Source organism: Dactylosporangium sp. NPDC051485 (assembly GCF_040682015.1).
In the GTDB taxonomy this organism is placed as follows: Bacteria; Actinomycetota; Actinomycetes; order Mycobacteriales; family Micromonosporaceae; genus Dactylosporangium.
The window spans coordinates 1-21822 of the sequence record NZ_JBFAZW010000122.1 but is presented as its reverse complement, the minus strand read 5'-3'; the positions used below and the strand labels follow the sequence as shown (position 1 = coordinate 21822).

The window sequence follows — 21822 nt, the reverse complement described above, 5'->3', positions numbered from 1 at the left end:
CTCACACCTCGACGACTGTCGGAACGATCATCGGCCGGCGCCGGTAGGCCTCGTTGACCCACCGCCCGACGGTGCGCCGCACGATCTGCTGCAGCTGGTGCGGGTCGGTGATGCCCTCGGTCGCGGCCTTGTTCAGCGCGTCGGTGACCAGCGGCAGCACCGCGTTGAACACCGCCGGGTCGTCGGAGAAGCCCTTGGCCGACACCGTCGGGCCGGCCACCACCTTGCCGGTGACCGAGTCGATGACCACGGTCGCGGCGATGAACCCTCCGTCGCCCAGGATGCGCCGCTCGGTGAGCAGCGACTCGCCCACGTCCCCGATCGCCAGGCCGTCGACGTAGACGTACCGCGACCGGATGTGACCGACCAGGCGCGCCTGGCCCTTGACGAGGTCGACGACGTCGCCGTCCTCGCAGAGCACCACGTTCTCGTCGGGCACGCCGGCCTCCCGGGCCAGCTGGGCGTGCGCCCGCAGGTGCCGCCACTCGCCGTGCACCGGCATGAAGTTGCGCGGCTTGACCACGTTGAGCAGGTACAGCAGCTCGCCGGCCGGGGAGTGCCCGGAGACGTGGACCTTGGCCACGTCCTTGTGCACCACGATCGCGCCGGCCCGGGAGAGCTGGTTGATCACCCGGTAGACCGCGGTCTCGTTGCCCGGCACCAGCGACGAGGCCAGCACGATCGTGTCGCCCTCGCCGATGACGATGTGCCGGTGGTCGCCGTTGGCCATGCGGCCCAGGGCGCTCATCGGCTCGCCCTGGGAGCCGGTCGACATGAGCACGACCCGCTCGGGCGGCAGGCTCATCGCCTCGTCGATGGCCACCACCAGCCCGTGCGGGATGCGCAGCAGCCCCAGGTCGCGGGCGATGCCCATGTTGCGCACCATCGAGCGGCCGATGAGGGCGACCTTGCGGCCGTGCGCGTGGGCGGCGTCGAAGACCTGCTGCACGCGGTGCACATGGGAGGCGAAGGAGGCGACGATGATCCGCCCGGTGGCCCGGCCGAAGATGCCCCCCAGCACCGGGCCGATCTCCCGCTCCGGGGTGACGAACCCGGGGATCTCGGCGTTGGTCGAGTCCGACAGCAGCAGGTCGACGCCCCGGGCGCCCAGCCGGGCGAAGCCGGCCAGGTCGGTGATGCGCCCGTCGAGCGGCAGCTGGTCCATCTTGAAGTCGCCGGTGTGCAGCAGCGTGCCGGCCGTGGTGGTGACCGCGACCGCGAGCGCGTCCGGGATCGAGTGGTTCACCGCGAAGAACTCGCACTCGAAGGGCCCGAGCCGCTCGACCTGGCCCTCGCGGACGGTGAGCGAGTAGGGCTCGATGCGCCGCTCGGCAAGCTTCGCCTCGACCAGGGCGAGGGTGAACTTCGACCCGACCAGCGGGATGTCCGGCTTGTGGGCCAGCAGGTACGGCACCGCGCCGATGTGGTCCTCGTGCCCGTGGGTGAGCACGATCGCCTGCACCTCGCCCAGCCGGTCGAGGATCGAGGAAAAGTCCGGCAGGATGAGGTCGACGCCGGGCTGCTCGACGTCCGGGAACAGCACGCCGCAGTCGATGATGAGCAGCTTGCCGCCGAACTCCAGCAGCGTCATGTTGCGGCCGATCGCGCCGAGCCCGCCCAGCGGGGTCACCCGCAGGGTGTTGGGCCCCGGAGGGGGCGGCGGATCGAGGTCGACGTGCGCCACCGTCATAGGGCCACTCCGAGTTCGTTGTGGTGCGCCATCTGGTCGGCGGAGCCGATGATGCGGCCCGCCTCTGCGCAATCTTCCCGCAACCGGCCGAGTTCCGCCGCGTTCGCCGACACCAGCGGCGGACGGACCGGACCGGCCGGCAGGCCGAGCAGCGTCAGGGCGGCCTTGGTCAGGATGACACCCTGGGTGCGGAAGAACCCGCAGAACGCCGGCAACAGTTGCAGGTGCAGCTCACGGGCCCGGGCAACGTTGCCCTGCTCGTGCGCGAGGATCATCGCCTTGGTCTGCGGCCCGAAGACGTGCGTGGGCACGCCCACCACGCCGACGGCGCCCACGCAGACCAGGGGCAGCGTCAGCTTGTCCTCGCCCGAGTAGTACGCCAGGTTGGTGCGCTTGATCACCCAGGCGCTCTCCCCGAGGTCGCCCTTGGCGTCCTTCACGGCGACGATCCGCTCGTGCTCGCCGAGCCGGCACATCGTCTCGGTCTCGATCGCCACGCCGGACCGGCCCGGGATGTCGTAGACCATCACGGGCAGCCCGGAGGCGTCGGCGACGGTCCGGAAGTGCTGCAGCAGGCCAGCCTGGGGCGGCTTGTTGTAGTACGGCGTCACCACGAGCAGCCCGTCGGCGCCGGCCTTCTCAGCGCCCCGGGCGAGCTCGACGGTGTGTGCGGTGTCGTTGGTGCCGACGCCGGCGATCACGGTGGCCCGGTCGCCGACGGCCTCCACGACGGCGCGGAGCACCCGGTCCTTCTCCGCGTCGCTGGTGGTGGCCGACTCGCCGGTGGTGCCGTTGATCACCAGGCCGTCGTGCTCCTGCTCGTCCACCAGATAGGTGGCGAGTCGGGCGGCGCCGTCGACGTCGAGCGAACCGTCAGGCCCGAACGGCGTGACCATCGCGCTGAGCAGCCGGCCGAAGGGCCGGCCGGGGACGGAGCCGGTGCGTGTCATACGCACAACTTAGCGGAAGGCTCGGGGACGCATTTTTCAAGATTCCCAGGTGTACTGCGCGGTCGCCACCTCGCTGCCGTCCTCCAGCGTCGAGATGGCGAAATCCCCGAACACGCTGGGCGCGATGCGCTGCAGTTCCCGCAGGCAGGCCACGGCCACCTCGCGGATCTCCACGTCGGCCCCCTCGCTCGCGCGCATGGTCACGAAGTGCCGCCAGGCCCGGTAGTTCCCGGTCACCACGATCCGCGTCTCGGCCGCGTTCGGCAGCACCGCCCGCGCCGCCTGCCGCGCCTGCTTGCGCCGCAGGGTGGGGCTGGCCACGTCGGCGAACTTGGCCTCGAGCCCCTCGAGCAGCTCGTTGTACGCCTTCAGCGCCGCCTCGCTCGCCTCGACGAACGTCTTGTGCAGCGCCGGGTCCTCGGCGATCACGGCCGGCTCGACCATCGCCGCATCCCGCCCGGGCACGTACCGCTGCGACAGCTGCGAGTAGGAGAAGTGCCGGTGCCGCACGAGCTCGTGCGTGAACGAGCGCGACACCCCGGTCATGTAGAACGTGACCGTCCCGTGCTCGAGCACGGAGAGGTGCCCGACCTCGAGGATGTGCCTGAGGTACCCCGCGTTCGTGGCCGTGGCCGGGTTCGGCTTGCTCCACGACTGGTAACACGCCCGCCCCGCGAACTCGGCAAGCGCCTCCCCGCCGTCCGCATCGGTCGACCACGCAACGTCGGCGGGCGGCTCGAAGTGGGTCCAGGCGATGGCTTTGACGGAGAGCATCCGCTGAGCCTACAGCCGCTACACGAAGAAGTAGGTGAACGGTGCCCACGGTAGGTTGCGCAACACACTGAACGCGAGCCACGCCACCAGGAAGCCGATCAGCGCCCCATTGGAGATGCGCAGCATGGGGAGCTTGAACGGCAGGTTGAGGCGGTTCACCGTCCAGGCCACGTAGAGATACGCCAGGAACGGCGCCGCGAACACGAGCGGCGCGTGGTGGTGCGCCGCCGCGGGGATGTCCCCGTGCAGCAGATACCAGGATGCCCGCGTCCCGCCGCACCCGGGGCAGTCGAACCCGGTGAGCAGCTTCACGATGCAGGTCGGCTGGTCGGAGGCCCCGGCGGACGTGGGCTTCATGAGCAGCGTGTACGCCACCCCGCCGGAGATCAGCGCGGCCACCCCGGCCGGTGCCGCCCACCGCGGCAGCCGCGCCGCGAGCCGCGCGAACCGCCCGGGCTGGCGGGCCGGATACTGGTAGTACTGGTACACCGGCGGCGCCATCGCGGCATGCTGCACCGCCGCACCCTCCGCCTCGACGGCTTCCACCCCGGTCAACGGTGACGTCACACTCATTACGCTACACCGCCCCCGCCTCTTGGCCTCCTGTCAGAAACTGCTCAGGCAAGGGCCTTGGCCAGCGGCTCGGCGAAGTCCCCGCGCACCGGCAGCTCGACCCCGGACAGCCCCAGCCAGCCCGCGAACCGCCGCAGCTCGGCCGCCAGCGCCTCCGCCACCTCCCCCGGCGACGACTTCAGGCCGGGCTCGATCCACGCCGCCGGCACCTGCAGCACCCCCGCCCTGCGGTCCGCCTTGAGGTCCAGCCGCGCCACGAGCCGGTCGCCGAGCAGGAACGGCAGCACGTAGTAGCCGTACAACCGCTGCAGCGGCGGCACGTAGATCTCGATCCGGTAGTTGAACCCGAACAGCCGCTGCACCCGGGCCCGCTCCCACATCAGCGGGTCGAACGGGCTGACCAGCGTCGCCGCCGCGATCCGGCGCGGGATCCGGGCCTCGTGGTGCAGGTAGGCCCGCGCCGTCCAGCCCTGCACCTCGACCGGGACCAGCTCCCCCGCCTCCACCAGCTCGGCGATCGCCTGGCGGGCGCCGGCGAGGGGCAGCCGGAAGTAGTCGCGCAGCTCCGCCTCGGCCGCCACCCCGAGCCCGCGGGCGGCCACCCGCACCAGCTCCCGGAACGCGTCGGCCGGCGCGGGCGTGGGCGCGCCGACCACCTCGGCCGGAAGGATCCGCTCCGGGATGTCGTAGACCCTGGCGAAGGAGGAGTTGCGCCGCGCCACGCTCACCTCGCCGCTGTAGAAGAGCCACTCGATGGCGGTCTTGGTGTCCGACCAGTTCCACCCCCAGTGCTCCTTGCGCCGGGGCTGGACCAGGTCGCCCTCGACCTCGGCCGCGCTCATCGGCCCCTTGGCCCGGATCTCCTCGAGCACCCAGCGCACCAGGTCTGGCTGCTCCCGGGCGATGCGGACCATCCGCCCCCAGGCCTCGCCGGAGGCCATCCGCCAGCGCAGCATCGGCTGCAGCCGGACGGGCACGAGCGAGGCCTCGTGCGCCCAGTATTCGAACAGCTCCCGCGGCCGCCGGTAGGCCAGCCGGTCCAGCAGCGCCGGGTCGTAGGGGCCGAGCCTGCTGTAGGCGGGCAGGTAATGCGCCCGCTGCACGACGTTGACGGAGTCGATCTGGAGCAGGCCGGTGCGCTCCAGGACCCGCCGCACATGCCGGCGCTCGGGCTCGCCCGCCGGGGCCCGGTCGGTGAAGCCCTGCGCGGCCAGGGCGACCCGCCGGGCCTGCGTGAGCGTCAGGTACTCGGTCACGCATGGAGGCTAACGCGGGGGTACGACAAAAAACCGGACGGCGGCCCCGAGCGGGGGCCGCCGTCCGGTACGGCTTCGCGGACTAGGCTTCGACGAGCGGGCGCGACGGTCGCCCGCCCGGCCCGGCGACGCTGCGCACGGTGCCGTCGACGTCCTTCGCGTCGAAGGCCGCGGTGACCTTGCGGTCGATCTCGACGAGGTCCGGCACGTCCTCGACGGCCGGGCCACTGGAGCGGCCGGGGTCCTCCGAGGGCCGCTGGGCGGCACCGGCTGCGGCCGGCTCGCGGATCGGCAGGCCGAACAGCAGGCCGATCATGAGCAGGATGTAGGCGTTGCTGCCGATCAGGCCCAGCCCGTCGAACTTGGCGTGGAAGGCCCACGGGGTGCGGCTGCACAGCAGCGCGAACGAGAAGCCGAACGCGATCGCCAGGTTGCGCTTGCGGCGCGGGTCGAGCGAGCGGTCGGTGGCGTAGTCGAACAGCACCACGATCGAGGGCAGCACCCACACCAGGTGGTGGATCCACGTGATCGGGCTGACCATGCAGCCGACGAGGCCGGTGAGCGCGAGGCCGGCGACCTCGTCGCGGGCCTTGATCGCGCGGCGGGACCGCCAGTACCAGACGGCAAGGGTGATGAGCACCAGCAGCGCCCACAGCGGCTTCATCGGGTCGGGGTTGAACAGCCGCCCGACGAGCCCGGTGAGGGCCTGGTTGGACACGAACGTCGGCGAGCCCACCCGGTCGGTGTTCCACATCGCGTCGGTCCAGAAGACCCGCGAGGCGTCCGGCGCGAAGGTGGCGGCGGCCCAGGTCGCGGCCGTGGCGGTCGCGGCCGAGACGGCAGCGGCGCGCCAGCGCTTGGTGATGAGCAGGTAGAGGATGAACACGCCCGGGGTGAGCTTGATCGCGGTGGCCAGGCCGATGCCGATGCCGCCGAGGCGGTTGCCGTTGCGGACCAGCACCAGCAGGTCGCCGACGACGAGGAACAGCAGCAGGATGTTGACCTGGCCGAAGTTCACCGTCTCGCGGATCGGCTCGAACGCGGCGGCCAGCGCCCCGGCGATGCCCATCGCGTACCAGAACGACCAGCCCTGGCGCTGGAACACCGGCTTGAGCAGCCAGGTGAGGATGGCCAGCATGGCCAGGACGTTCATGGCGACGCTGACGACGATCGCGGCGTTCCAGCCGATGAGCACCATGGGCGACATCAGCGCCGCCGCGAACGGCGGGTAGGTGAAGCCGTACTGCGTGCCGGGCGTCAGGTAGTCGTAGATGTCGCCGCCGCGGTCGATCCAGTAGTGCATCGCCCCGTAGTAGACCTTGAGGTCGAAGAACCCGTTGTGCGCCGCCGCCACCGCCAGGAACCCTCCCACGACGAGCCACAGGCCCGCCACGGTGAGCGTCTTCCTGACCGCGGGCCGCGGCTTGGGCCGGACGGCCGTCGACTCGGCGATCCGTCCTCGCTGCGCCACCTGTTCTGCCCTCCCAGTCGCTCGCTGCTGCTGCGGGTTGCCTCGTGCTGCCGGTGTTCTGCCTGCAAGACTCAACGGTCCCGCGGGCCAACTGTGACGTGCGGGCGCTACCCCGCCGCGTTGTGCTTCACACAAAATCCGTAGGCTGCTGCTTCATGACGCTCGGGTTCGTCCGTCCGGCGCGGCTCGACGACGTCGTCGAGATCGCGCGCATCCAACTCACGACCTGGCGGGTCGCCTACCGACGGCTGCTGCCGCGGCACGTCCTCGACCGGTTGGACGAGGAATGGATTACCCGCCAGTGGCGGGAAGCAATCGCGCAGCCGCCGAGTCCGGCACACCGGGTCCTCGTGGCGGTCGAACAGGTCGATGCGCCGGGTTCGGCCCCGGACGCCGAACCCGACTCAGCATACGTGGTGGGGTTCGCAGCGTCAGGTCCAGCAGACGACACCGCCCTCGCTCCAGACGAAGATCACACGGCCCTTGACAAGGCATTCGAGGCCACCGCCGCGATCACTGACCTGCTGGTCGAGCCCCGGTGGGGCCGCCGCGGGCACGGCAGTCGCCTGCTGGCGGCAAGTGTGGATTTGTGGCGTTCTGACGGATTCACGACAGCGCTTGCATGGACGTTCGCTGACGACCGTGTTACGCGTCGATTTCTGGAGAGCGCCGGTTGGGCCCCCGACGGGACCCGCCGGTCACTCGACGTCGACGACATGCTGATTCCGCAGGTCCGCTGGCACGTCTCGCTCGAACCGGACTCCGAGGTTCCCGTTACCGGCGCGTGACGCTCCTGCCGCCGAATTTTTGCGAGCATCTCCCGCAATGTGAGACGCCCGCAGGGGCTCAGCCGAGCAGGGTGCCGAGGCCCACGGTCAGCCCGGGGCGCCGGATCACGCTGCGCACTGCCAGCAGTACGCCCGGCATGAACGACGTCCGGTCGAGGGAGTCGTGGCGCAGGGTGAGGGTCTCCCCCGTGGTGCCGAAGAGCACTTCCTGATGGGCGACGAGGCCGGTGGCCCGCAGCGCGTGCACCCGCACCCCCGCCACGTCGGCTCCCCGAGCGCCGGCCATCTCCTCCTTGGTGGCGTCCGGCACCGGGCCGAGACCGGCCGCCGCCCGGGCCTCGGCGATCACCTGCGCGGTGCGCAGCGCCGTGCCGCTGGGGGCGTCGATCTTCTTCGGGTGGTGCATCTCGACGATCTCGACCGACTCGAAGTAGCGGGCCGCGCGCTCGGCGAACTCCATCATGAGGACCGCGCCGATCGCGAAGTTCGGGGCGATGACCACCCCGACGCCCGGCTTGCCGTCCAGCCAGCCGCGGACCTCCTCGATCCGGGCGGCCGTGAACCCGGAGGTGCCGACGACGGCGTGGATGCCCTGGTCGATGCACCAGCGCACGTTGTCCATCACCATGTCGGGCGTGGTGAAGTCCACGACGACGTGTGCGCCCGCGTCGGCCGCCCGGGCCAGCAGGTCGCCGTCGTCGATCATCGCGACGAGCTCCATGTCGTCGCTCTCGTTGACGGCGCGGCACACCTCGGTGCCCATGCGGCCGCGCGCGCCCAGCACGCCGACCCGGATCGGCTCCACAACTTCGGTCACGACAACAAACTATCGGGTGGCAGGACCACCCGTCAGTCGAGGGCGCCGGTAAAGGCCCCGTCCTCGAAGTCGCCGATCACGGCGAGCGACATGGGCCGGCTGAGCAGCTCCTTCGCCACCCGCTGGACCTGGTCGGGGGTGACCTCGTCGACGCGGCGGAGGATCTCGTCGACGGAGAGCAGCTCGTCGTACAGCAGCTCGCCCTTGCCCAGGCGGCTCATCCGCGAGCCGGTGTCCTCGAGGCCGAGCACGACGGCGCCCTTGAGCATGCCCTTGCCGCGCTCGACCTCGGCGTCGGTCACGCCCTCGGACGCGACCCGGGCGAGCTCGTCGCGGGTGATCGCCAGCACCTCCTCCACCTTGCCGGGGGCGCAACCGGCGTAGACGCCGAAGAGCCCCGCGTCGCTGTACTGCGAGGTGAAGGAGTACACCGAGTAGGCCAGCCCGCGCTGCTCGCGGATCTGCTGGAACAGCCGGCTGGACATCCCGCCGCCGAGCACGTTGTTGAGCGCGCCGACGACGAAGCGGTCGTCGTGCTGGCGCGGGTAGCCGGTGCAGCCCAGCACGAGGTGGGCCTGCTCGGTGTCCTTGTTGTGCACCACGACCTGCCCGGAGCGGGCCGGCACCCGGCTGGTGCGCGAGCGCCGCGGCGCCGGGACCGCCGGGGTGTCGCCCCAGCCGGCCCGGTCGAACGCCGCCCGCACGGCCTTGACGACCTTGGCGTGGTCGAGGTTGCCGGCCGCCGCGACGACCATGGTCTCCGGGCGGTACCGCCGCCGGTAGAACCCGTCGATCTGCTTGCGGGTCAGCGCCGAGATGGTCGCGACCGTGCCCGAGATCTGCCGGCCGAGCGGGTGGTTGCCGTAGATGGCCTCGGTGAAGACGTCGTGGACCTCGTCGCCCGGCTCGTCGTCGTGCATGGCGATCTCCTCGAGGATCACGCCCCGCTCGGTCTCGACGTCGGCCTCGGTGAGGACGGAGTCGGTGACCAGGTCGCACACGATGTCGATGGCCAGCGGCAGGTCAGCGTCGAGCACCCGCGCGTAGTAGCAGGTGTACTCCTTGGCGGTGAACGCGTTCGTCTCCCCGCCGACGGCCTCGATCTCGGCGGAGATGTCCAGCGCCGAGCGCCGCTTGGTGCCCTTGAAGAGCAGGTGCTCGAGGAAGTGCGAGACGCCCGAGAGCGCGGGCGTCTCGTCGCGCGAGCCGATACCGACCCAGACCCCGAACGACACGCTGCGCATCGACGGGATGGACTCGGTCAGGATCCGCAGCCCGTTGGGCAGCACGGTGCGCCGCACCGTGCCACCCAGCGGGTCGTCGGACAGGGTCTGGGTCAGTGCTCGGTTCGCCATGGGTCAGTCGCGCCGGCTGCGCCGACGACGGAACTCCCCGCCTTCGCCACCCTCTTCGCCGCCGGCGGGGGCGTCGCCCTCGGCCGCGGCGCGCGGGGCACGGTCGCCCCGGTCCCGGCGCGGGCCACGGTCACCGCCGCGGTCGCCGCGGGGCTCGCGGGCCGGGCGCTCGCCGCCCTCGGCCGGCGCGGCCTCCGCGACCTCGCCCTCGGCCAGGACCTTGTCGAGGTAGATCTTGCCGCGGTTGTCGATGTCCGCGATCTGCACCTCGACCTTGTCGCCGACGTTGAGGAAGTCCTCGACCTTGTCGACCCGCTTGCCGTTGCCCACCTTGGAGATGTGCAGCAGGCCGTCGCGGCCGGGCAGCAGCGAGATGAACGCGCCGAACGCGGCCGTCTTCACCACCGTGCCGAGGAACTTGTCGCCGACCTTCGGCATCGTCGGGTTGGCGATCGCGTTGATCCGCTCCACCGCAGCCTCGGCCGACGGCCCGTCGGTCGCGCCGACGTAGATCGTGCCGTCGTCCTCGATGCTGATCTCGGCGCCGGTCTCGTCCTGGATCGCGTTGATGGTCTGGCCCTTGGGGCCGATCACCATGCCGATCTTGTCGACCGGGATGCGGACCGTGGTGACCCGCGGCGCGTACTGGCTCATGCCGGCCGGCGACTCGATCGCCTCGGCCATCACGTCGAGGATGACGTGCCGCGCGTCGTGGGCCTGCTGCAGGGCGCCGGCCAGCACGTCCGACGGGATGCCGTCGAGCTTGGTGTCCAGCTGCAGCGCGGTCACGAAGTCACGGGTGCCGGCGACCTTGAAGTCCATGTCGCCGAACGCATCCTCGGCGCCGAGGATGTCGGTCAGCGTCACGTACTGCGTCTTGCCGTCGACCTCGTCGGAGATCAGGCCCATCGCGATGCCGGCGACGGGGGCCTTCAGCGGCACGCCGGCCGACAGCAGGGCCATCGTCGAGGCACACACCGAGCCCATGCTCGTCGAGCCGTTGGAGCCCAGCGCCTCCGACACCTGCCGGATCGCGTACGGGAACTCCTCGCGGGTCGGCAGCACGGGGATGAGGGCCCGCTCGGCCAGGGCGCCGTGGCCGATCTCGCGGCGCTTCGGGGCGCCCACGCGGCCGGTCTCGCCCGTGCTGTACGGCGGGAAGTTGTAGTTGTGCATGTAGCGCTTGGACTTCTCGGGCGCCAGCGTGTCCAGCGTCTGCTCCATGCGCAGCATGTTCAGCGTGGTCACGCCCAGGATCTGGGTCTCGCCCCGCTCGAACAGCGCCGAGCCGTGCACCCGGGGCAGGACCTGCACCTCGGCGGTCAGCGGCCGGATGTCGCGCGGGCCACGCCCGTCGATGCGGACCTGCTCGCGCAGCACGCGGGCCCGGACCTCGTTCTTGGTCAGCGACCGCAGCGCGGCGCCGATCTCCTTCTCGCGCCCGTCGAACTGCCCGGCGAGGCGCTGGAACGCGGCCTCCTTGATCCGGTCGAGGGCCTCCTCGCGCTCCGCCTTGGCGGCGATGCGCAGGGCCTCGGCGACCTCGTCCTTCACCGCGCCGGCGACGGACTCGTAGGCGTCGGGCTGGTAGTCGAGGAAGACCGGGAACTCCTGGACCGGCTTGGCGGCCACCTCGGCCAGCTCGGCCTGGGCCCGGCACAGCTCGCGGATCGCGGGCTTGGAGGCCTCCAGGCCGCCGGCCACGACCTCCTCGGTCGGCGCGGGCGCGCCGCCGGCGACCAGGGCGACCGTGTGCTCGGTCGCCTCGGCCTCGACCATCATGATGGCGACGTCGCCGTCGGGCAGGACCCGACCGGCCACGACCATGTCGAAGGTGGCCCGGCCGAGCTCCTCGACGGTCGGGAACGCCACCCACTGCCCGTCGACGTGGGCCATGCGGGTCGCCCCGATCGGGCCGGAGAACGGCAGGCCCGAGAGCTTGGTCGACAACGAGGCGGCGTTGATGGCCACGACGTCGTACGGGTGGGCCGGGTCGAGGGCGAGGACCGTCTCGACGACCTGGACCTCGTTGCGCAGGCCCTTGACGAAGCTCGGGCGCAGCGGCCGGTCGATGAGCCGGCAGGTGAGGATCGCGTCCTCGCTGGGCCGGCCCTCGCGGCGGAAGAACGAGCCGGGGATGCGCCCGGCCGCGTACATGCGCTCCTCGACGTCGACCGTCAGCGGGAAGAAGTCGAACTGGTCCTTGGGCTGCTTCCCGGCGGTCGTCGCGGAGAGGACCACGGTCTCGCCGAGCTGGGCGAGCGCGGAGCCCGCCGCCTGGCGCGCCAGCCGCCCGGTGGAGAAGGTGATCTCCCGGGTGCCGAACGATCCGTTGTCGATGACCGCGGTGCTGCTGTGGTTACCGAGAGTGCTCTGCTCGGTCATGTTGTTGAAATGCTCCCTTTGGGTTGTGGTTCGCCCTCGGCGGAGCTGTCTGCGGCCGGTCTTCGATCGAAGCTCACGGGGCCGTGGGGCCGCTGTGGGGACCCCTCCCGGAAGCCACTACCGGAGACCGGTGCGCCGACCCGCTCGGCGGGGCGCTGCCATTCCAGTGTGTCACTACTCGACGGGGGAGCGGCGTATTGTCGCCACTCCCCCGTCGGTGCGTCGTTATCGCCGCAGGCCGAGCCGCTCGATCAGCGAGCGGTAGCGGGCGATGTCGCTGCGCTGCAGGTAGTTCAGCAGACGGCGGCGACGGCCGACCAGCAGCAGCAGGCCGCGCCGGCTGTGGTGGTCGTGCTTGTGCTGCTTGAGGTGTTCGGTGAGGTCCGCGATCCGCTTCGTCAGCATCGCGACCTGGACCTCCGGCGAACCGGTGTCGCCCTCGGCGGTCGCGTACTTCGACATGATCTCGGTCTTCTGCGCAGAATCGAGCGCCATGTTCTCCCTTTGCCGTGGATTCATCGGCCGGCTCCCGCGGCGTCGTGCAGGCAGCCTGACCCCCGCCGGTCACCCGGCGTCAACGCAAGGCTAACAGACCGCCGGGTTCACCCGCGCATCGGACCGCTGCGCAGCACCTCCCGGGCCTGCGCGACGTCCTCGGTGATCTGCGCGATCAGGGGGTCGATCCCCTGGTAGGTGCGCTGCTCGCGCAGCCGCCCGGCGAAGTCCAGGCTCACCCGCTCGCCGTACAGGTCACCCTCGAAATCGAGCACGAACGCCTCCACGCGGCGCTCCTTGCCGGAGAACGTCGGGTTGGTCCCGATCGACACGGCCGCCCGATGGCCGGTCCCGGTCCGCTCCCGGTTGAACCACGCCGCGTAGATGCCGTCGGCCGGCACCGCGGCGTTGGCCGGCACCAGGAGGTTCGCGGTCGGGAAGCCCAGCTCCCGGCCGCGCTGGTCGCCGCGCACGACCACGCCCTCCACCCGGTGGGGCCGCCCGAGCGCGCGCGCCGCCGCCACGACGTCCCCCGCGTCGACGCAGCTTCGGATGTACGTCGAGGAGAACACCGTCCCCTCGTCCGCCACCAGCGTGGCCCCCTCGACGCCGAAGCCGAAGGTCCGCCCGAGCCTGCGCAGCAGGTCCACGTCGCCGGCCTGCTTGTGGCCGAACCGGAAGTTCTCCCCGACCACGATGAGCGCGGTGTGCAGGTGCTCCACCAGCGCGTCGTGCACGAACTGCTCGGGCGACAGGCGGGAGAAGTCGGCGGTGAACGGGATCACGCACAGCACGTCGACGCCCAGCGCCTCGATCAGCTCCGCCTTGCGCCCCGGCTCCGTCAGCACGGCCGGGTGCGACCCGGGCCGCACCACCTCGGCGGGATGGGGGTCGAACGTGATGACGACCGACTGGACGCCCAGCTCGCCGGCCCGCTTCACGGCGTGCTCGATGATCTGCTGGTGCCCGCGGTGCACGCCGTCGAACACGCCGATCGTCGCGACCGCGCGGCCCCAGCCACCGGGCACTGCTTCCGTTCCCCGCCACCGCTGCATGCGCAGAGCCTACGTTCGCTACGGCACCAGCACGATCTCAGGGCGCGCTTTGCCCTCTCGCTCGCTCACGACCGCGAGCACGGTGCCGTCCGGGGCGAACACCGCGTACGGCCCCTCGATCCCGACCGGCGCCAGCGGCCCGCCGTGCGAGAGCGTCCGCGCCTCCTCCTCGGTGGCGTCGCGGCGCGCGAAGCACCGCGCGGCCGCGTCCGGCAGCGGCATCGTCACCGGGTCCGGCCGCTGCGCCAGTTCCTCCAGCGGCACCGCCTCGGCCAGGGTGAACGCCCCGACGGCGGTGCGCCGCAGCGCCGTCAGGTGCCCGCCGACCCCGAGCGCCGCGCCCAGGTCGCGCGCGAGGGCGCGGATGTACGTCCCCGACGAGCAGGCCACGTCCACGTCCAGGTCGATGTGCGCGCCCACGCGCCGGGTCGCCAGCACGTCCAGCCGGGACACGGTGACCGGCCGCGCGTCGAGCGCCACCTCCTCGCCGGAGCGCACCCGGTGGTACGACCGCACGCCGTTGACCTTGATGGCCGACACCGCGCTGGGCACCTGCATGATGTCCCCGCGCAGTGGCTCCAACCCCTTGGCGATCGCCTCGTCGCTCACGCCGGCCGCGTCCGCGCGCGCCACCACGTCGCCCTCGGCGTCGTCGGTGACCGTGGCCTCCCCGAGCCGGATCGTCGCGGTGTACTCCTTGGTGCTGCCGATCACGTACGTCAGCAGCCGCGTCGCCTTCTCCACCCCGACGATCAGCACGCCGGTGGCCATCGGGTCGAGCGTGCCGCCGTGCCCGACGCGGCGCGTCCGCGCGAGGCGGCGCATCCGCGATACCACGTCGTGCGAGGTCATGCCGCCGGGCTTGTCGACGACGACGAGGCCGCCCTGGGTCGCCGCCTTCTGTGCCATGCGCGACACCCTAGCGTCCGCCCCGCCGCCCGTTGCTCACGCCGGGCACGCGTTCCAACGCACGGCGCCCGCCACCGCCCGAGGCACGCCAGGATCGCGTTCAGCGCACGGCGCCCGCGACCGCCCAGCTCTCGCCCGAGAGGCGGTACAGCAGGCCGGCCAGGCGCAGCGCGATGAAGAGGGTCAGCGCGGCCCAGACGCCCCGCAGGCCGTAGTCGAGCAGGTAGGCCAGCCAGATGCCGGGCAGGAAGCCGCCGAGGGCGCTGACCAGCGTCAGGTTGCGCAGGTACCGCACGTCGCCCGCGCCCAGGAACACCCCGTCCAGGGCGAAGACGACGCCGGCGGCGGGCATCATCGCCGCGAAGAACCACCAGGCGTGGCGGGCCTCGGCGTACACCTGCGCGTCCGCGCCGAACCACGGGCGGACGGCGAGCAGGGCCGCGGCCACCAGCGCCGCGAACGCCACCCCCGCCACGAGCCCGGCGACGGTGATGCGCCGGGCCAGGTGGCGGGCCTCCGCCACCCGCTCGCCCCCGAGCGCGGCCCCGACCAGCGACTGCGCGGCAATCGCGAGCGCGTCCAGGGCCAGGGCGGTGAAGAAGAACAGCTGGATGGCGATCTGGTGCGCGGCGAGCGCGGCCTCGCCGAAGCGCGCCGCGACCGCGGAGGCGGACAGGAAGCAGGCCTGGAACGCCGCCCCGCGCAGCAGCAGGTCGCGCCCGAGCGTGAGCTGCCGCCAGATGACCTCGGGCCGGGGCCGCAGCGCCACCCGCTCCGTGACCAGCGCCCGCACGAACAGCACGCCGACGACGCTCTGCGCGGCCGCGTTGGCCACGGCGGACCCGGTGAGCCCGAGGCCGGCCGGGTACACCAGCAGCGGGCACAGCACGGCGGAGAGCCCGTTGGCGGCGAGGACGAAGTACAGCGGGCGGCGGGTGTCCTGCACCCCGCGCATCCACCCGTTGCCGGCCGTGCCGAGCAAGAGCCCGGGCGCGCCGAGCGCGGCGATGCGCAGCCAGCCCTCGGCATTGCCCGCGACGTCGCCGGCCCCGCCCGCGAGGGCGCGGGTGAGCGGCCCGGCCGCGGCCTCCAGGACGAGCAGGATGACCACGCCGCCGGCCAGGGCCAGCCAGGTCGCCTGGACGCCCTCCTCGACCGCCTCCGCGCGCTGGCCGGCGCCGAAGCGGCGGGCCGCGCGGCCGGTGGTCCCGTACGCGAGGACGGTGCCCAGCCACACGGCGAACGACATGACGGAGCCGCCGATGGCCAGCCCGGCGAGCTGCGCCCGCCCGAGGTGGCCGACGACGGCCGTGTCGACCAGAACGTAGAGGGGTTCGGCGGCGAGTACCACGAGCGCCGGGACCGCCAGCACGGCGACCCGGCGCATCGTCGAAGTCTGATCGACCGTCACGCGGTCATAGTAAGGCGTGCAGCGCCCAGCGACAGTTACCAAGCGGACGCACCGGCACAAGCTCCGGGAAACCGTGACGTCGTTGCGGGGGCGTCCCGGCTTCCCGGAGCTTGCGTCGACTCGCCGGGCCGGTCAGCCCCGGCGGTCCATCGACATCTGCAGGGCCGCGCGGGCGCGCTCGCGGGTGTCGGTGGCCGGCTCCTGCGGCTTCGGCTGGGGCTTCGGCTGGTCAGCCATGGCGTTGGTCTCCTTTGCTGCATGGTGCTGATGGTCGGTGCGCACTCGGTCCCGCCGGGATCACCGGTGGACGCGCACAACGCACGGCAAGGAGACCGACGTGGGTGATGTCGGCCCGATCACACATGTTGTGGCGCACAGGTCCTCGCTTCCGGCGGCGTGGTCGATCGGCCGTTCCCCGCCACCGGGTCCCCGCGGTCAGAAGCGGGCGTCCCAGGACGGGCAGCGAAGAATTCGTACTGCGCGCATGCCGACTAAGTTATCGTTCAGTTTCAGCATGTGCGACGATATCCCGGAATCTGGAACGGCGTGTCGCACTCCCGTCACGATCAAAATCGCAGCTCAGCGAGCCAGGAAGTGCCAGCCGAGCCACCACCAGAAGCCGAACATCGCGATCCGCCCGACGGGCAGCGGCCCGACCTGGTACCGCATGACGACCGCGCACACGTCCCCGAGGCCGGGCACCCGCGACCCCTCCCGCCGCGACGCCACCTCGACCGCGGCGAAGAGCCCGAGCGCGACCGTGAACAGCACGACGACCAGCACCTGGCCGGCGCTCACCGGCGCACCATCGCCCAGAAGGCCCACAGCCACCCGAAGTACGCGGCCGCGCGGGCCCAGTAGTGCTCCAGCACGGGATCGGCCAGGCGGGACAGCGTCGGATACGCCGGCGACCCGTTCAGGAACGTCGCCCCCTCGACCAGCCCGAAGAGCAGCAGCGGCAGCAACCACCAGGCCGCACCGCGCGGCAGCCGCGCGGGCGCGGGCCGCCGTGGCACCGCGGCCGACACGCCGAGGCAGAACAGCGCGCCCCCGGCCCCGAGCACGAGCAGGTTCGCGCGCAGGCTGAAGGAGGGCAGCGCCCCGCCGACGAGCGACACCAACGCAAACACGGGCGTGAGCACGACCGGCCGGGCCCAGACCTGGTCGGCCTCAGCAGCCAGCTCGGGGCGGTCCATCCGTCAATTGTCGCCGCGGCGGACGCCTGCCGGCCAGCCGCCGGAGCCCGGATATTCCCCCGGATCAACCCTGATGGGCGGCTGGCGGGCGCAGCAGCGCGCGGATGCGCTCCATGACCTCCGCGACCGTCCCGATGGCGCTGAACCCGGCGGCGAAGCGATGCCCACCGCCCCCGAGCGCCACGGCGACCGCGGCGACGTCGGTCGCGCCCTTGCTGCGCAGCGACACGGACCACTCCCCCGCGCGCACGGGCTTGACCACGCAGGCCACGTCGGCTTCCTCAACGCACCGCACGCTGTCGATGAGCGCCTCGACCGCCGACGGCGGCTGGGCGTGCTCGGCGAGGTCGTCCAGCGTGAGGTACGTCCAGGCGAGCCCCAGCCCGCCCGCGCCCTCGCGTTCGAGCACCGTGCGGGCCAGCGCGACGCCGAAGAGCCGGACGGCGCCGAACGGCCGGGTGTCGAAGAGCCGCCGGGAGATCTCGCCCACCGGGATGCCGGTCGCGATGAGCCGCGCGGCGAGTTCGTGCACGGCCGGGGTGGTGGAGGCGAACTTGAAGGAGCCGGTGTCGGTGGCCAGCGCCACGTAGAGGCACTCGGCGATCTCGGGATCCAGCGGTACGCCGAGCCGCCGCAACAGCCCTTCGGACAACACGGACGTCGCGGCGGCCGCGGGGTCGACGAGGTTGATGGCCCCGAAGCCGGGGTTGGAGGCGTGATGGTCCAGGACGATGCCCACGGGCGCGGCCCGCAGGCGACCGGCGAGCCCGCCGAGCCGCTCGATGCTCGCCACGTCGAAGACCAGCATCGCGTCGGGCGCCGGGTCGGCGTCCTCCTCCGCGACGAGCAGGCCGGCGCCCGGCAGCGAGTCGAACGGCGCGGGCAGCCGCAGCGGCCCCGGGAACGTCGCCGCGAGGTGCCCGATGCCGAGCTCGCCCGCGATCCGGCGCAGGCCCAGCGCCGTGCCGAGCATGCTGCCGAGCGCGTCGCCGTCGGGGTTGACGTGGCACGCCAGCAGCACCCGCGCCCCGGGCGGCAGGCCGCGCAGCGCCGCCACCGCCGCCGCCCACTCCGCCTCGCCCGGCCGCGCCTCACCGGCGCCAGTCACAACCGCCTCACCGACGCCGTGCACAGCCTCTGCTCCGGCACCGGCCTCAACACCCGGCCCGCCGCCCAGCACGGCGGCCGATCCGACGCCCGGCACAGCCTCTGCACCCGCCTCAACACGCGGCCCGGAGGCCGGCGCGGCCCCGGCCTCAACACCCGGCCCGGCGCCGATCTCAGCGAGCGGCCCGCCGGCCCGCGCGGCGCCCGGGCCTGTGGCCGGGGCGCCTGGCGGGGCGGCGGGGTTAGCAGCGGGGCCCGCGCCCGGTATGTTGCCGGGCGCGAGCCCGGTCACCGCCGGTCCTGGCCGACGACCACCTCGTCGTCGGCGCCGTCGGCTCCCAGGTCTTCCGCGTCGTGGTCGTCTTCCACCTTGTACGGCTGGGAATCGCCCGCGTAGTGCGCGCCGGCGGCGAGGCGCTGGACCTCGGCGTCGGCGCTGTGGGCGCTCGCCAGCAGCTCGTCGATGTGCTTGGCGTGCTCGGACACGTCGTCGTGCACGAACGTGAGGCTCGGCGAGTGACGCAGGCCCAGCGCCTTGCCCACGGTGGAGCGCAGCAGGCCCTTGGCGCTCTCCAGGGCGGCCGCGGTGCCGGCCTGGGCCGCCGCGTCGCCGAGGACCGTGTAGAACACGGTGGCCTCGCGCAGGTCGGCGGTGATCCGTGCGTCGGTGATCGTGATCATGCCGAGCCGGGGGTCCTTGATCTGCGTCCGCACCACCGATGCGACCAGTTCGCGCACGCGCTCCGCGTGCCGCCGCACCTTTGCCGGATCCGTCATCCCGAACACCTCCGCAGCCAAACGGCCCGCCGGGCGGCCTCCCGGCCGGCCCGTGAACCTGATGATCTGACCAACGCCTTGACAGTACCCGCGCGCCGCCCGTGGGGCCGCGCCGAGAAGCCAGGATTACTCGTCGTCGCCGCCGTGCAACCGGCGGCGCACGGAGAGCAACTCGAACTCCGGGCGGCCGGCCACGGCGCGCTCACAGGTGTCGAGCACCTCGTGCGCGTGGGCCGGTTCGGCGGCCACGACGGCGATACCGACCTCGGCCCGGCCGGTCAGGTCGAGGGCCCCGACCTCGGCGACGGAGACCTCGAACTTACGCAGGTAGGCGATCAGGGGCCGGACGTACGAGCGCTTGGCCTTGAGCGATCGCGAGTCACCGGGCAGGAGAAGATCGAAGACCGCGGTACCGGTATACACGGCGCAGGATCTTATCCCCCATCCCGGCGGATCCGCCGCCCGATTTTCTTCCCACGCCAGCCCGACCGGAATGTCGAATGTGTCCAGCCTTGACGGGGAAGGGCGGGGAATCTACCGGGCGCCGACGATCATCGGCTCCGGCTCCACCCCGCAGGGCGACGGCCCCGGCGGCCGGCAACGGCCCTCGACGGGCGCTCTAGGCGTCGCGCCACGCGCGGGCCGGGCACTCCCCGTCGCGCACCTCGATCGACCACCACGAAGGCTCCATGATGTGACCGACGTTACGCCCGCGGGCCGGGGACGTCGACGAGTGCCGCATGCCAAAAGGGGCCGCGGACATGGTCCGCGGCCCCCAGAGGTCGATACGCGTCAGGTACGCGGCTTCTCGCGCAGCTCCCACGTCTCGATGACGTCGCCGATCTGGATGTCGTTGTACGTCCCGAGCGTGATACCGCACTCGAAGCCCTCGCGGACCTCGGTCGCGTCGTCCTTGAAGCGGCGCAGGCCGGCGATCGACAGGTTGTCGGTCACCACCGCACCGTCGCGGATCAGGCGCGCCTTGCTGTTGCGCCGGATCAGGCCGGTGCGGACGATGCAGCCCGCGATGTTGCCGAAGCGCGACGAGCGGAAGACCTCGCGGATCTCCGCCTGGCCGAGCTCGACCTCCTCGTAGACCGGCTTGAGCAGGCCCTTGAGGGACGACTCGATGTCCTCGATGGCCTGGTAGATAACGGTGTAGTACCGGATCTCCACGCCCTCGCGGTCGGCCAGGTCGCGCGTGCGGCCCTCGGCCCGCACGTTGAACCCGATGATGATCGCGTCGGAGGCGCTGGCCAGGTTGACGTCGTCCTGCGTGACGGCACCCACGCCGCGGTGGATGATCCGCAGCTGGACCTCGTCGGAAACGACGATCTTGACCAGCGCGTCCTCGAGCGCCTCGACCGAGCCCGAGCCGTCACCCTTGAGGATGAGGTTGAGCGTGGTCTTCTCGCCCTGCTTGAGCTGGTCGAACAGCGTCTCCAGGGTGACCCGGCCGGTGCGCGCCGCCATCTCGGCCGCGCGGCGGCGGGCCTGCCGCTGCTCGGCGATCTGGCGCGCGGTGCGGTCGTCGTCGGCGGCGAGGAACGTGTCGCCGGCGCCGGGCACCGAGGTCAGGCCGAGCACGAGGACCGGACGAGCCGGACCCGCGTGCGGCACGGGCTTGCCGTTCTCGTCGAGCATCGCGCGGACGCGGCCGTAGGCCCGCCCGGCGACGATCGAGTCGCCGACGTTGAGCGTGCCCTTCTCCACCAGGACGGTGGCGACCGGGCCGCGGCCGCGGTCGAGGTGCGACTCGATCGCGATGCCCTGGGCCGGGCCGTCGACGGGCGCGCGCAGGTCGAGCGCGGCGTCGGCGGTGAGCAGGACCGCCTCGAGGAGACCCTCGATGTTGATCCGGCTCTTGGCCGAGATGTCGACGAACATCGTCTCGCCGCCGTACTCCTCGGCGACCAAGCCGTACTGCGTCAGCTCCTGGCGCACCTTGGCCGGGTTGGCCTCGGGCTTGTCGATCTTGTTCACCGCGACCACGATCGGCACCTCGGCCGCCTGGGCGTGGTTGAGCGCCTCGATCGTCTGGGGCATCACGCCGTCATCGGCCGCGACCACCAGGACCACGATGTCCGTGGCCTGGGCACCGCGGGCACGCATGGCGGTGAACGCCTCGTGACCCGGGGTGTCGATGAAGGTGATCGCGCGGTCCTCGCCCTCGTGCTCGACGCGGACCTGGTAGGCACCGATGTGCTGCGTGATGCCGCCGGCCTCGCCGCCCGCGACGTTCGTGGAGCGGATCGCGTCGAGCAGCTTCGTCTTACCGTGGTCGACGTGACCCATGACGGTCACCACCGGCGGCCGGATGACCAGGCGCTCCTCGTCGACCTCGGCGTCGAGGTCGATGTCGAAGCGGGCCAGCAGCTCGCGGTCCTCGTCCTCGGGGCTGACGATCTGCACGTCGAAGCCGAGGTGCTCACCGAGCAGCTGCAGGGTCTCGTTGGTGCACGACTGGGTGGCCGTCACCATCTCGCCCAGGTTGAACATCTCCTGGACGAGCGAGCCCGGGTTCGCGTTGATCCGGTCGGCGAAGTCCGACAGCGACGCACCCTGCGGCAGGCGGATCGCCTGACCCTGCCCGCGCGGGGCGCCCGAGCCCATGGTGGGCGCGGAGAGGTTGTCGAACTCCTGTCTGCGCTGCTTCTTGGACTTGCGGCCACGGGTCGGCCGGCCACCCGGGCGCCCGAAGGCACCCGCGGCACCGCCGCCACGGCCGCGACCGCCCGCGCCGCCACCCGGGCGACCGGCACCGCCGGCACCCGCCGGGGCACCGCCGCCACCGCCGCCGGGACCGCCACGGA

Annotated in this window: 20 protein-coding genes; 1 reads left to right on the top strand and 19 read right to left on the bottom strand. The window is 72.2% G+C overall.

Annotated elements, in window-relative coordinates:
• Position 1: 1 nt before the first annotated feature.
• The 6 genes from AB0M46_RS43420 to AB0M46_RS43395 all read right to left on the bottom strand — a co-directional run bounded on the left by AB0M46_RS43420 (position 2) and on the right by AB0M46_RS43395 (position 6714).
• Entirely contained in the window at positions 2-1690 is a 1689-nt protein-coding gene (locus AB0M46_RS43420) for a ribonuclease J (RefSeq protein ID WP_363346026.1), read from the bottom strand.
• Positions 1687-2640: a 4-hydroxy-tetrahydrodipicolinate synthase gene (gene dapA / locus AB0M46_RS43415; protein ID WP_363346024.1), complete on the bottom strand. Its 954-nt coding sequence runs from the start codon at positions 2638-2640 to the stop codon at positions 1687-1689. The genes AB0M46_RS43420 and dapA overlap by 4 nt, the downstream gene beginning before the upstream one ends.
• A gap of 36 nt (positions 2641-2676) precedes the next feature.
• Positions 2677-3414, bottom strand: a complete 738-nt coding sequence (thyX, locus tag AB0M46_RS43410) for an FAD-dependent thymidylate synthase (protein WP_363346022.1) — start codon at positions 3412-3414, stop codon at positions 2677-2679.
• An 18-nt stretch (positions 3415-3432) separates the two neighbouring features.
• Positions 3433-3981 carry a DUF2752 domain-containing protein gene (locus AB0M46_RS43405; RefSeq protein WP_363346020.1) on the bottom strand — a complete coding sequence of 183 codons (549 nt, stop codon included), beginning with the start codon at positions 3979-3981 and terminating at the stop codon, positions 3433-3435.
• 50 nt (positions 3982-4031) lie between these two features.
• A complete protein-coding gene (locus tag AB0M46_RS43400; protein WP_363346018.1) occupies positions 4032-5243 on the bottom strand; it encodes a crosslink repair DNA glycosylase YcaQ family protein in 1212 nt (403 codons plus the stop codon).
• An 82-nt stretch (positions 5244-5325) separates the two neighbouring features.
• The gene (locus AB0M46_RS43395) at positions 5326-6714 is read right to left on the bottom strand and encodes a glycosyltransferase 87 family protein (protein ID WP_363346016.1); all 1389 of its coding nucleotides are present in this window, start codon (positions 6712-6714) and stop codon (positions 5326-5328) included.
• A gap of 155 nt (positions 6715-6869) precedes the next feature.
• Here AB0M46_RS43395 and AB0M46_RS43390 point away from each other — a divergent pair, with 155 nt between their 5' ends.
• Positions 6870-7502 (top strand): GNAT family N-acetyltransferase, encoded by a 633-nt coding sequence (locus tag AB0M46_RS43390; protein ID WP_363346014.1) that lies wholly within the window; start codon positions 6870-6872, stop codon positions 7500-7502.
• A gap of 58 nt (positions 7503-7560) precedes the next feature.
• On the opposite strand, the gene dapB is transcribed toward AB0M46_RS43390, so the two are convergent.
• The 13 genes from dapB to infB all read right to left on the bottom strand — a co-directional run.
• Complete coding sequence (gene dapB / locus AB0M46_RS43385) at positions 7561-8319, bottom strand: 4-hydroxy-tetrahydrodipicolinate reductase (protein WP_363346012.1); 759 nt, start codon at positions 8317-8319, stop codon at positions 7561-7563.
• 32 nt (positions 8320-8351) lie between these two features.
• On the bottom strand, positions 8352-9674 hold the full coding sequence (locus AB0M46_RS43380) for a pitrilysin family protein (protein WP_363346010.1): 1323 nt from the start codon (positions 9672-9674) through the stop codon (positions 8352-8354).
• Positions 9675-9677: 3 nt separating this feature from the next.
• Positions 9678-12059 carry a polyribonucleotide nucleotidyltransferase gene (locus AB0M46_RS43375; protein ID WP_363346008.1) on the bottom strand — a complete coding sequence of 794 codons (2382 nt, stop codon included), beginning with the start codon at positions 12057-12059 and terminating at the stop codon, positions 9678-9680.
• 225 nt (positions 12060-12284) lie between these two features.
• On the bottom strand, positions 12285-12554 hold the full coding sequence (rpsO, locus tag AB0M46_RS43370) for a 30S ribosomal protein S15 (RefSeq protein WP_344618654.1): 270 nt from the start codon (positions 12552-12554) through the stop codon (positions 12285-12287).
• Positions 12555-12661: 107 nt separating this feature from the next.
• Positions 12662-13609, bottom strand: a complete 948-nt coding sequence (locus AB0M46_RS43365; RefSeq protein WP_363346005.1) for a bifunctional riboflavin kinase/FAD synthetase — start codon at positions 13607-13609, stop codon at positions 12662-12664.
• Between the two features lie 18 nt (positions 13610-13627).
• Complete coding sequence (truB, locus tag AB0M46_RS43360) at positions 13628-14518, bottom strand: tRNA pseudouridine(55) synthase TruB (RefSeq protein WP_363346003.1); 891 nt, start codon at positions 14516-14518, stop codon at positions 13628-13630.
• Between the two features lie 100 nt (positions 14519-14618).
• Positions 14619-15905, bottom strand: coding sequence for an MATE family efflux transporter (locus AB0M46_RS43355; RefSeq protein ID WP_363346046.1), 1287 nt, complete (start codon positions 15903-15905; stop codon positions 14619-14621).
• 603 nt (positions 15906-16508) lie between these two features.
• The gene (locus AB0M46_RS43350; RefSeq protein ID WP_363346044.1) at positions 16509-16712 is read right to left on the bottom strand and encodes a DUF6186 family protein; all 204 of its coding nucleotides are present in this window, start codon (positions 16710-16712) and stop codon (positions 16509-16511) included.
• A gap of 11 nt (positions 16713-16723) precedes the next feature.
• Positions 16724-17125, bottom strand: a complete 402-nt coding sequence (locus AB0M46_RS43345; RefSeq protein WP_363346001.1) for a hypothetical protein — start codon at positions 17123-17125, stop codon at positions 16724-16726.
• 64 nt (positions 17126-17189) lie between these two features.
• Positions 17190-18233: a DHH family phosphoesterase gene (locus AB0M46_RS43340; protein ID WP_363345999.1), complete on the bottom strand. Its 1044-nt coding sequence runs from the start codon at positions 18231-18233 to the stop codon at positions 17190-17192.
• Between the two features lie 287 nt (positions 18234-18520).
• Positions 18521-19009 carry a 30S ribosome-binding factor RbfA gene (rbfA, locus tag AB0M46_RS43335; protein ID WP_363345997.1) on the bottom strand — a complete coding sequence of 163 codons (489 nt, stop codon included), beginning with the start codon at positions 19007-19009 and terminating at the stop codon, positions 18521-18523.
• A 126-nt stretch (positions 19010-19135) separates the two neighbouring features.
• Positions 19136-19432 (bottom strand): DUF503 domain-containing protein, encoded by a 297-nt coding sequence (locus AB0M46_RS43330; protein ID WP_363345995.1) that lies wholly within the window; start codon positions 19430-19432, stop codon positions 19136-19138.
• 369 nt (positions 19433-19801) lie between these two features.
• The coding region (infB, locus tag AB0M46_RS43325) for a translation initiation factor IF-2 (protein WP_363345993.1) at positions 19802-21822 on the bottom strand (2021 nt) is incomplete at its 5' end.

Excerpts from the sequence above, each read along its gene's own strand:
- thyX (WP_363346022.1), bottom strand. The coding sequence starts at position 3,414 with ATGCTCTCCGTCAAAGCCATCGCCTGGACCCACTTCGAGCCGCCCGCC.
- AB0M46_RS43375 (WP_363346008.1), bottom strand. The coding sequence starts at position 12,059 with ATGACCGAGCAGAGCACTCTCGGTAACCACAGCAGCACCGCGGTCATC.
- rbfA (WP_363345997.1), bottom strand. The coding sequence starts at position 19,009 with ATGACGGATCCGGCAAAGGTGCGGCGGCACGCGGAGCGCGTGCGCGAA.
- rpsO (WP_344618654.1), bottom strand. The coding sequence starts at position 12,554 with ATGGCGCTCGATTCTGCGCAGAAGACCGAGATCATGTCGAAGTACGCG.
- AB0M46_RS43420 (WP_363346026.1), bottom strand. The coding sequence starts at position 1,690 with ATGACGGTGGCGCACGTCGACCTCGATCCGCCGCCCCCTCCGGGGCCC.
- AB0M46_RS43390 (WP_363346014.1), top strand. The coding sequence starts at position 6,870 with ATGACGCTCGGGTTCGTCCGTCCGGCGCGGCTCGACGACGTCGTCGAG.
- AB0M46_RS43380 (WP_363346010.1), bottom strand. The coding sequence starts at position 9,674 with ATGGCGAACCGAGCACTGACCCAGACCCTGTCCGACGACCCGCTGGGT.
- AB0M46_RS43355 (WP_363346046.1), bottom strand. The coding sequence starts at position 15,905 with ATGCGCCGGGTCGCCGTGCTGGCGGTCCCGGCGCTCGTGGTACTCGCC.
- dapA (WP_363346024.1), bottom strand. The coding sequence starts at position 2,640 with ATGACACGCACCGGCTCCGTCCCCGGCCGGCCCTTCGGCCGGCTGCTC.
- AB0M46_RS43365 (WP_363346005.1), bottom strand. The coding sequence starts at position 13,609 with ATGCAGCGGTGGCGGGGAACGGAAGCAGTGCCCGGTGGCTGGGGCCGC.
- truB (WP_363346003.1), bottom strand. The coding sequence starts at position 14,518 with ATGGCACAGAAGGCGGCGACCCAGGGCGGCCTCGTCGTCGTCGACAAG.
- AB0M46_RS43345 (WP_363346001.1), bottom strand. The coding sequence starts at position 17,125 with ATGGACCGCCCCGAGCTGGCTGCTGAGGCCGACCAGGTCTGGGCCCGG.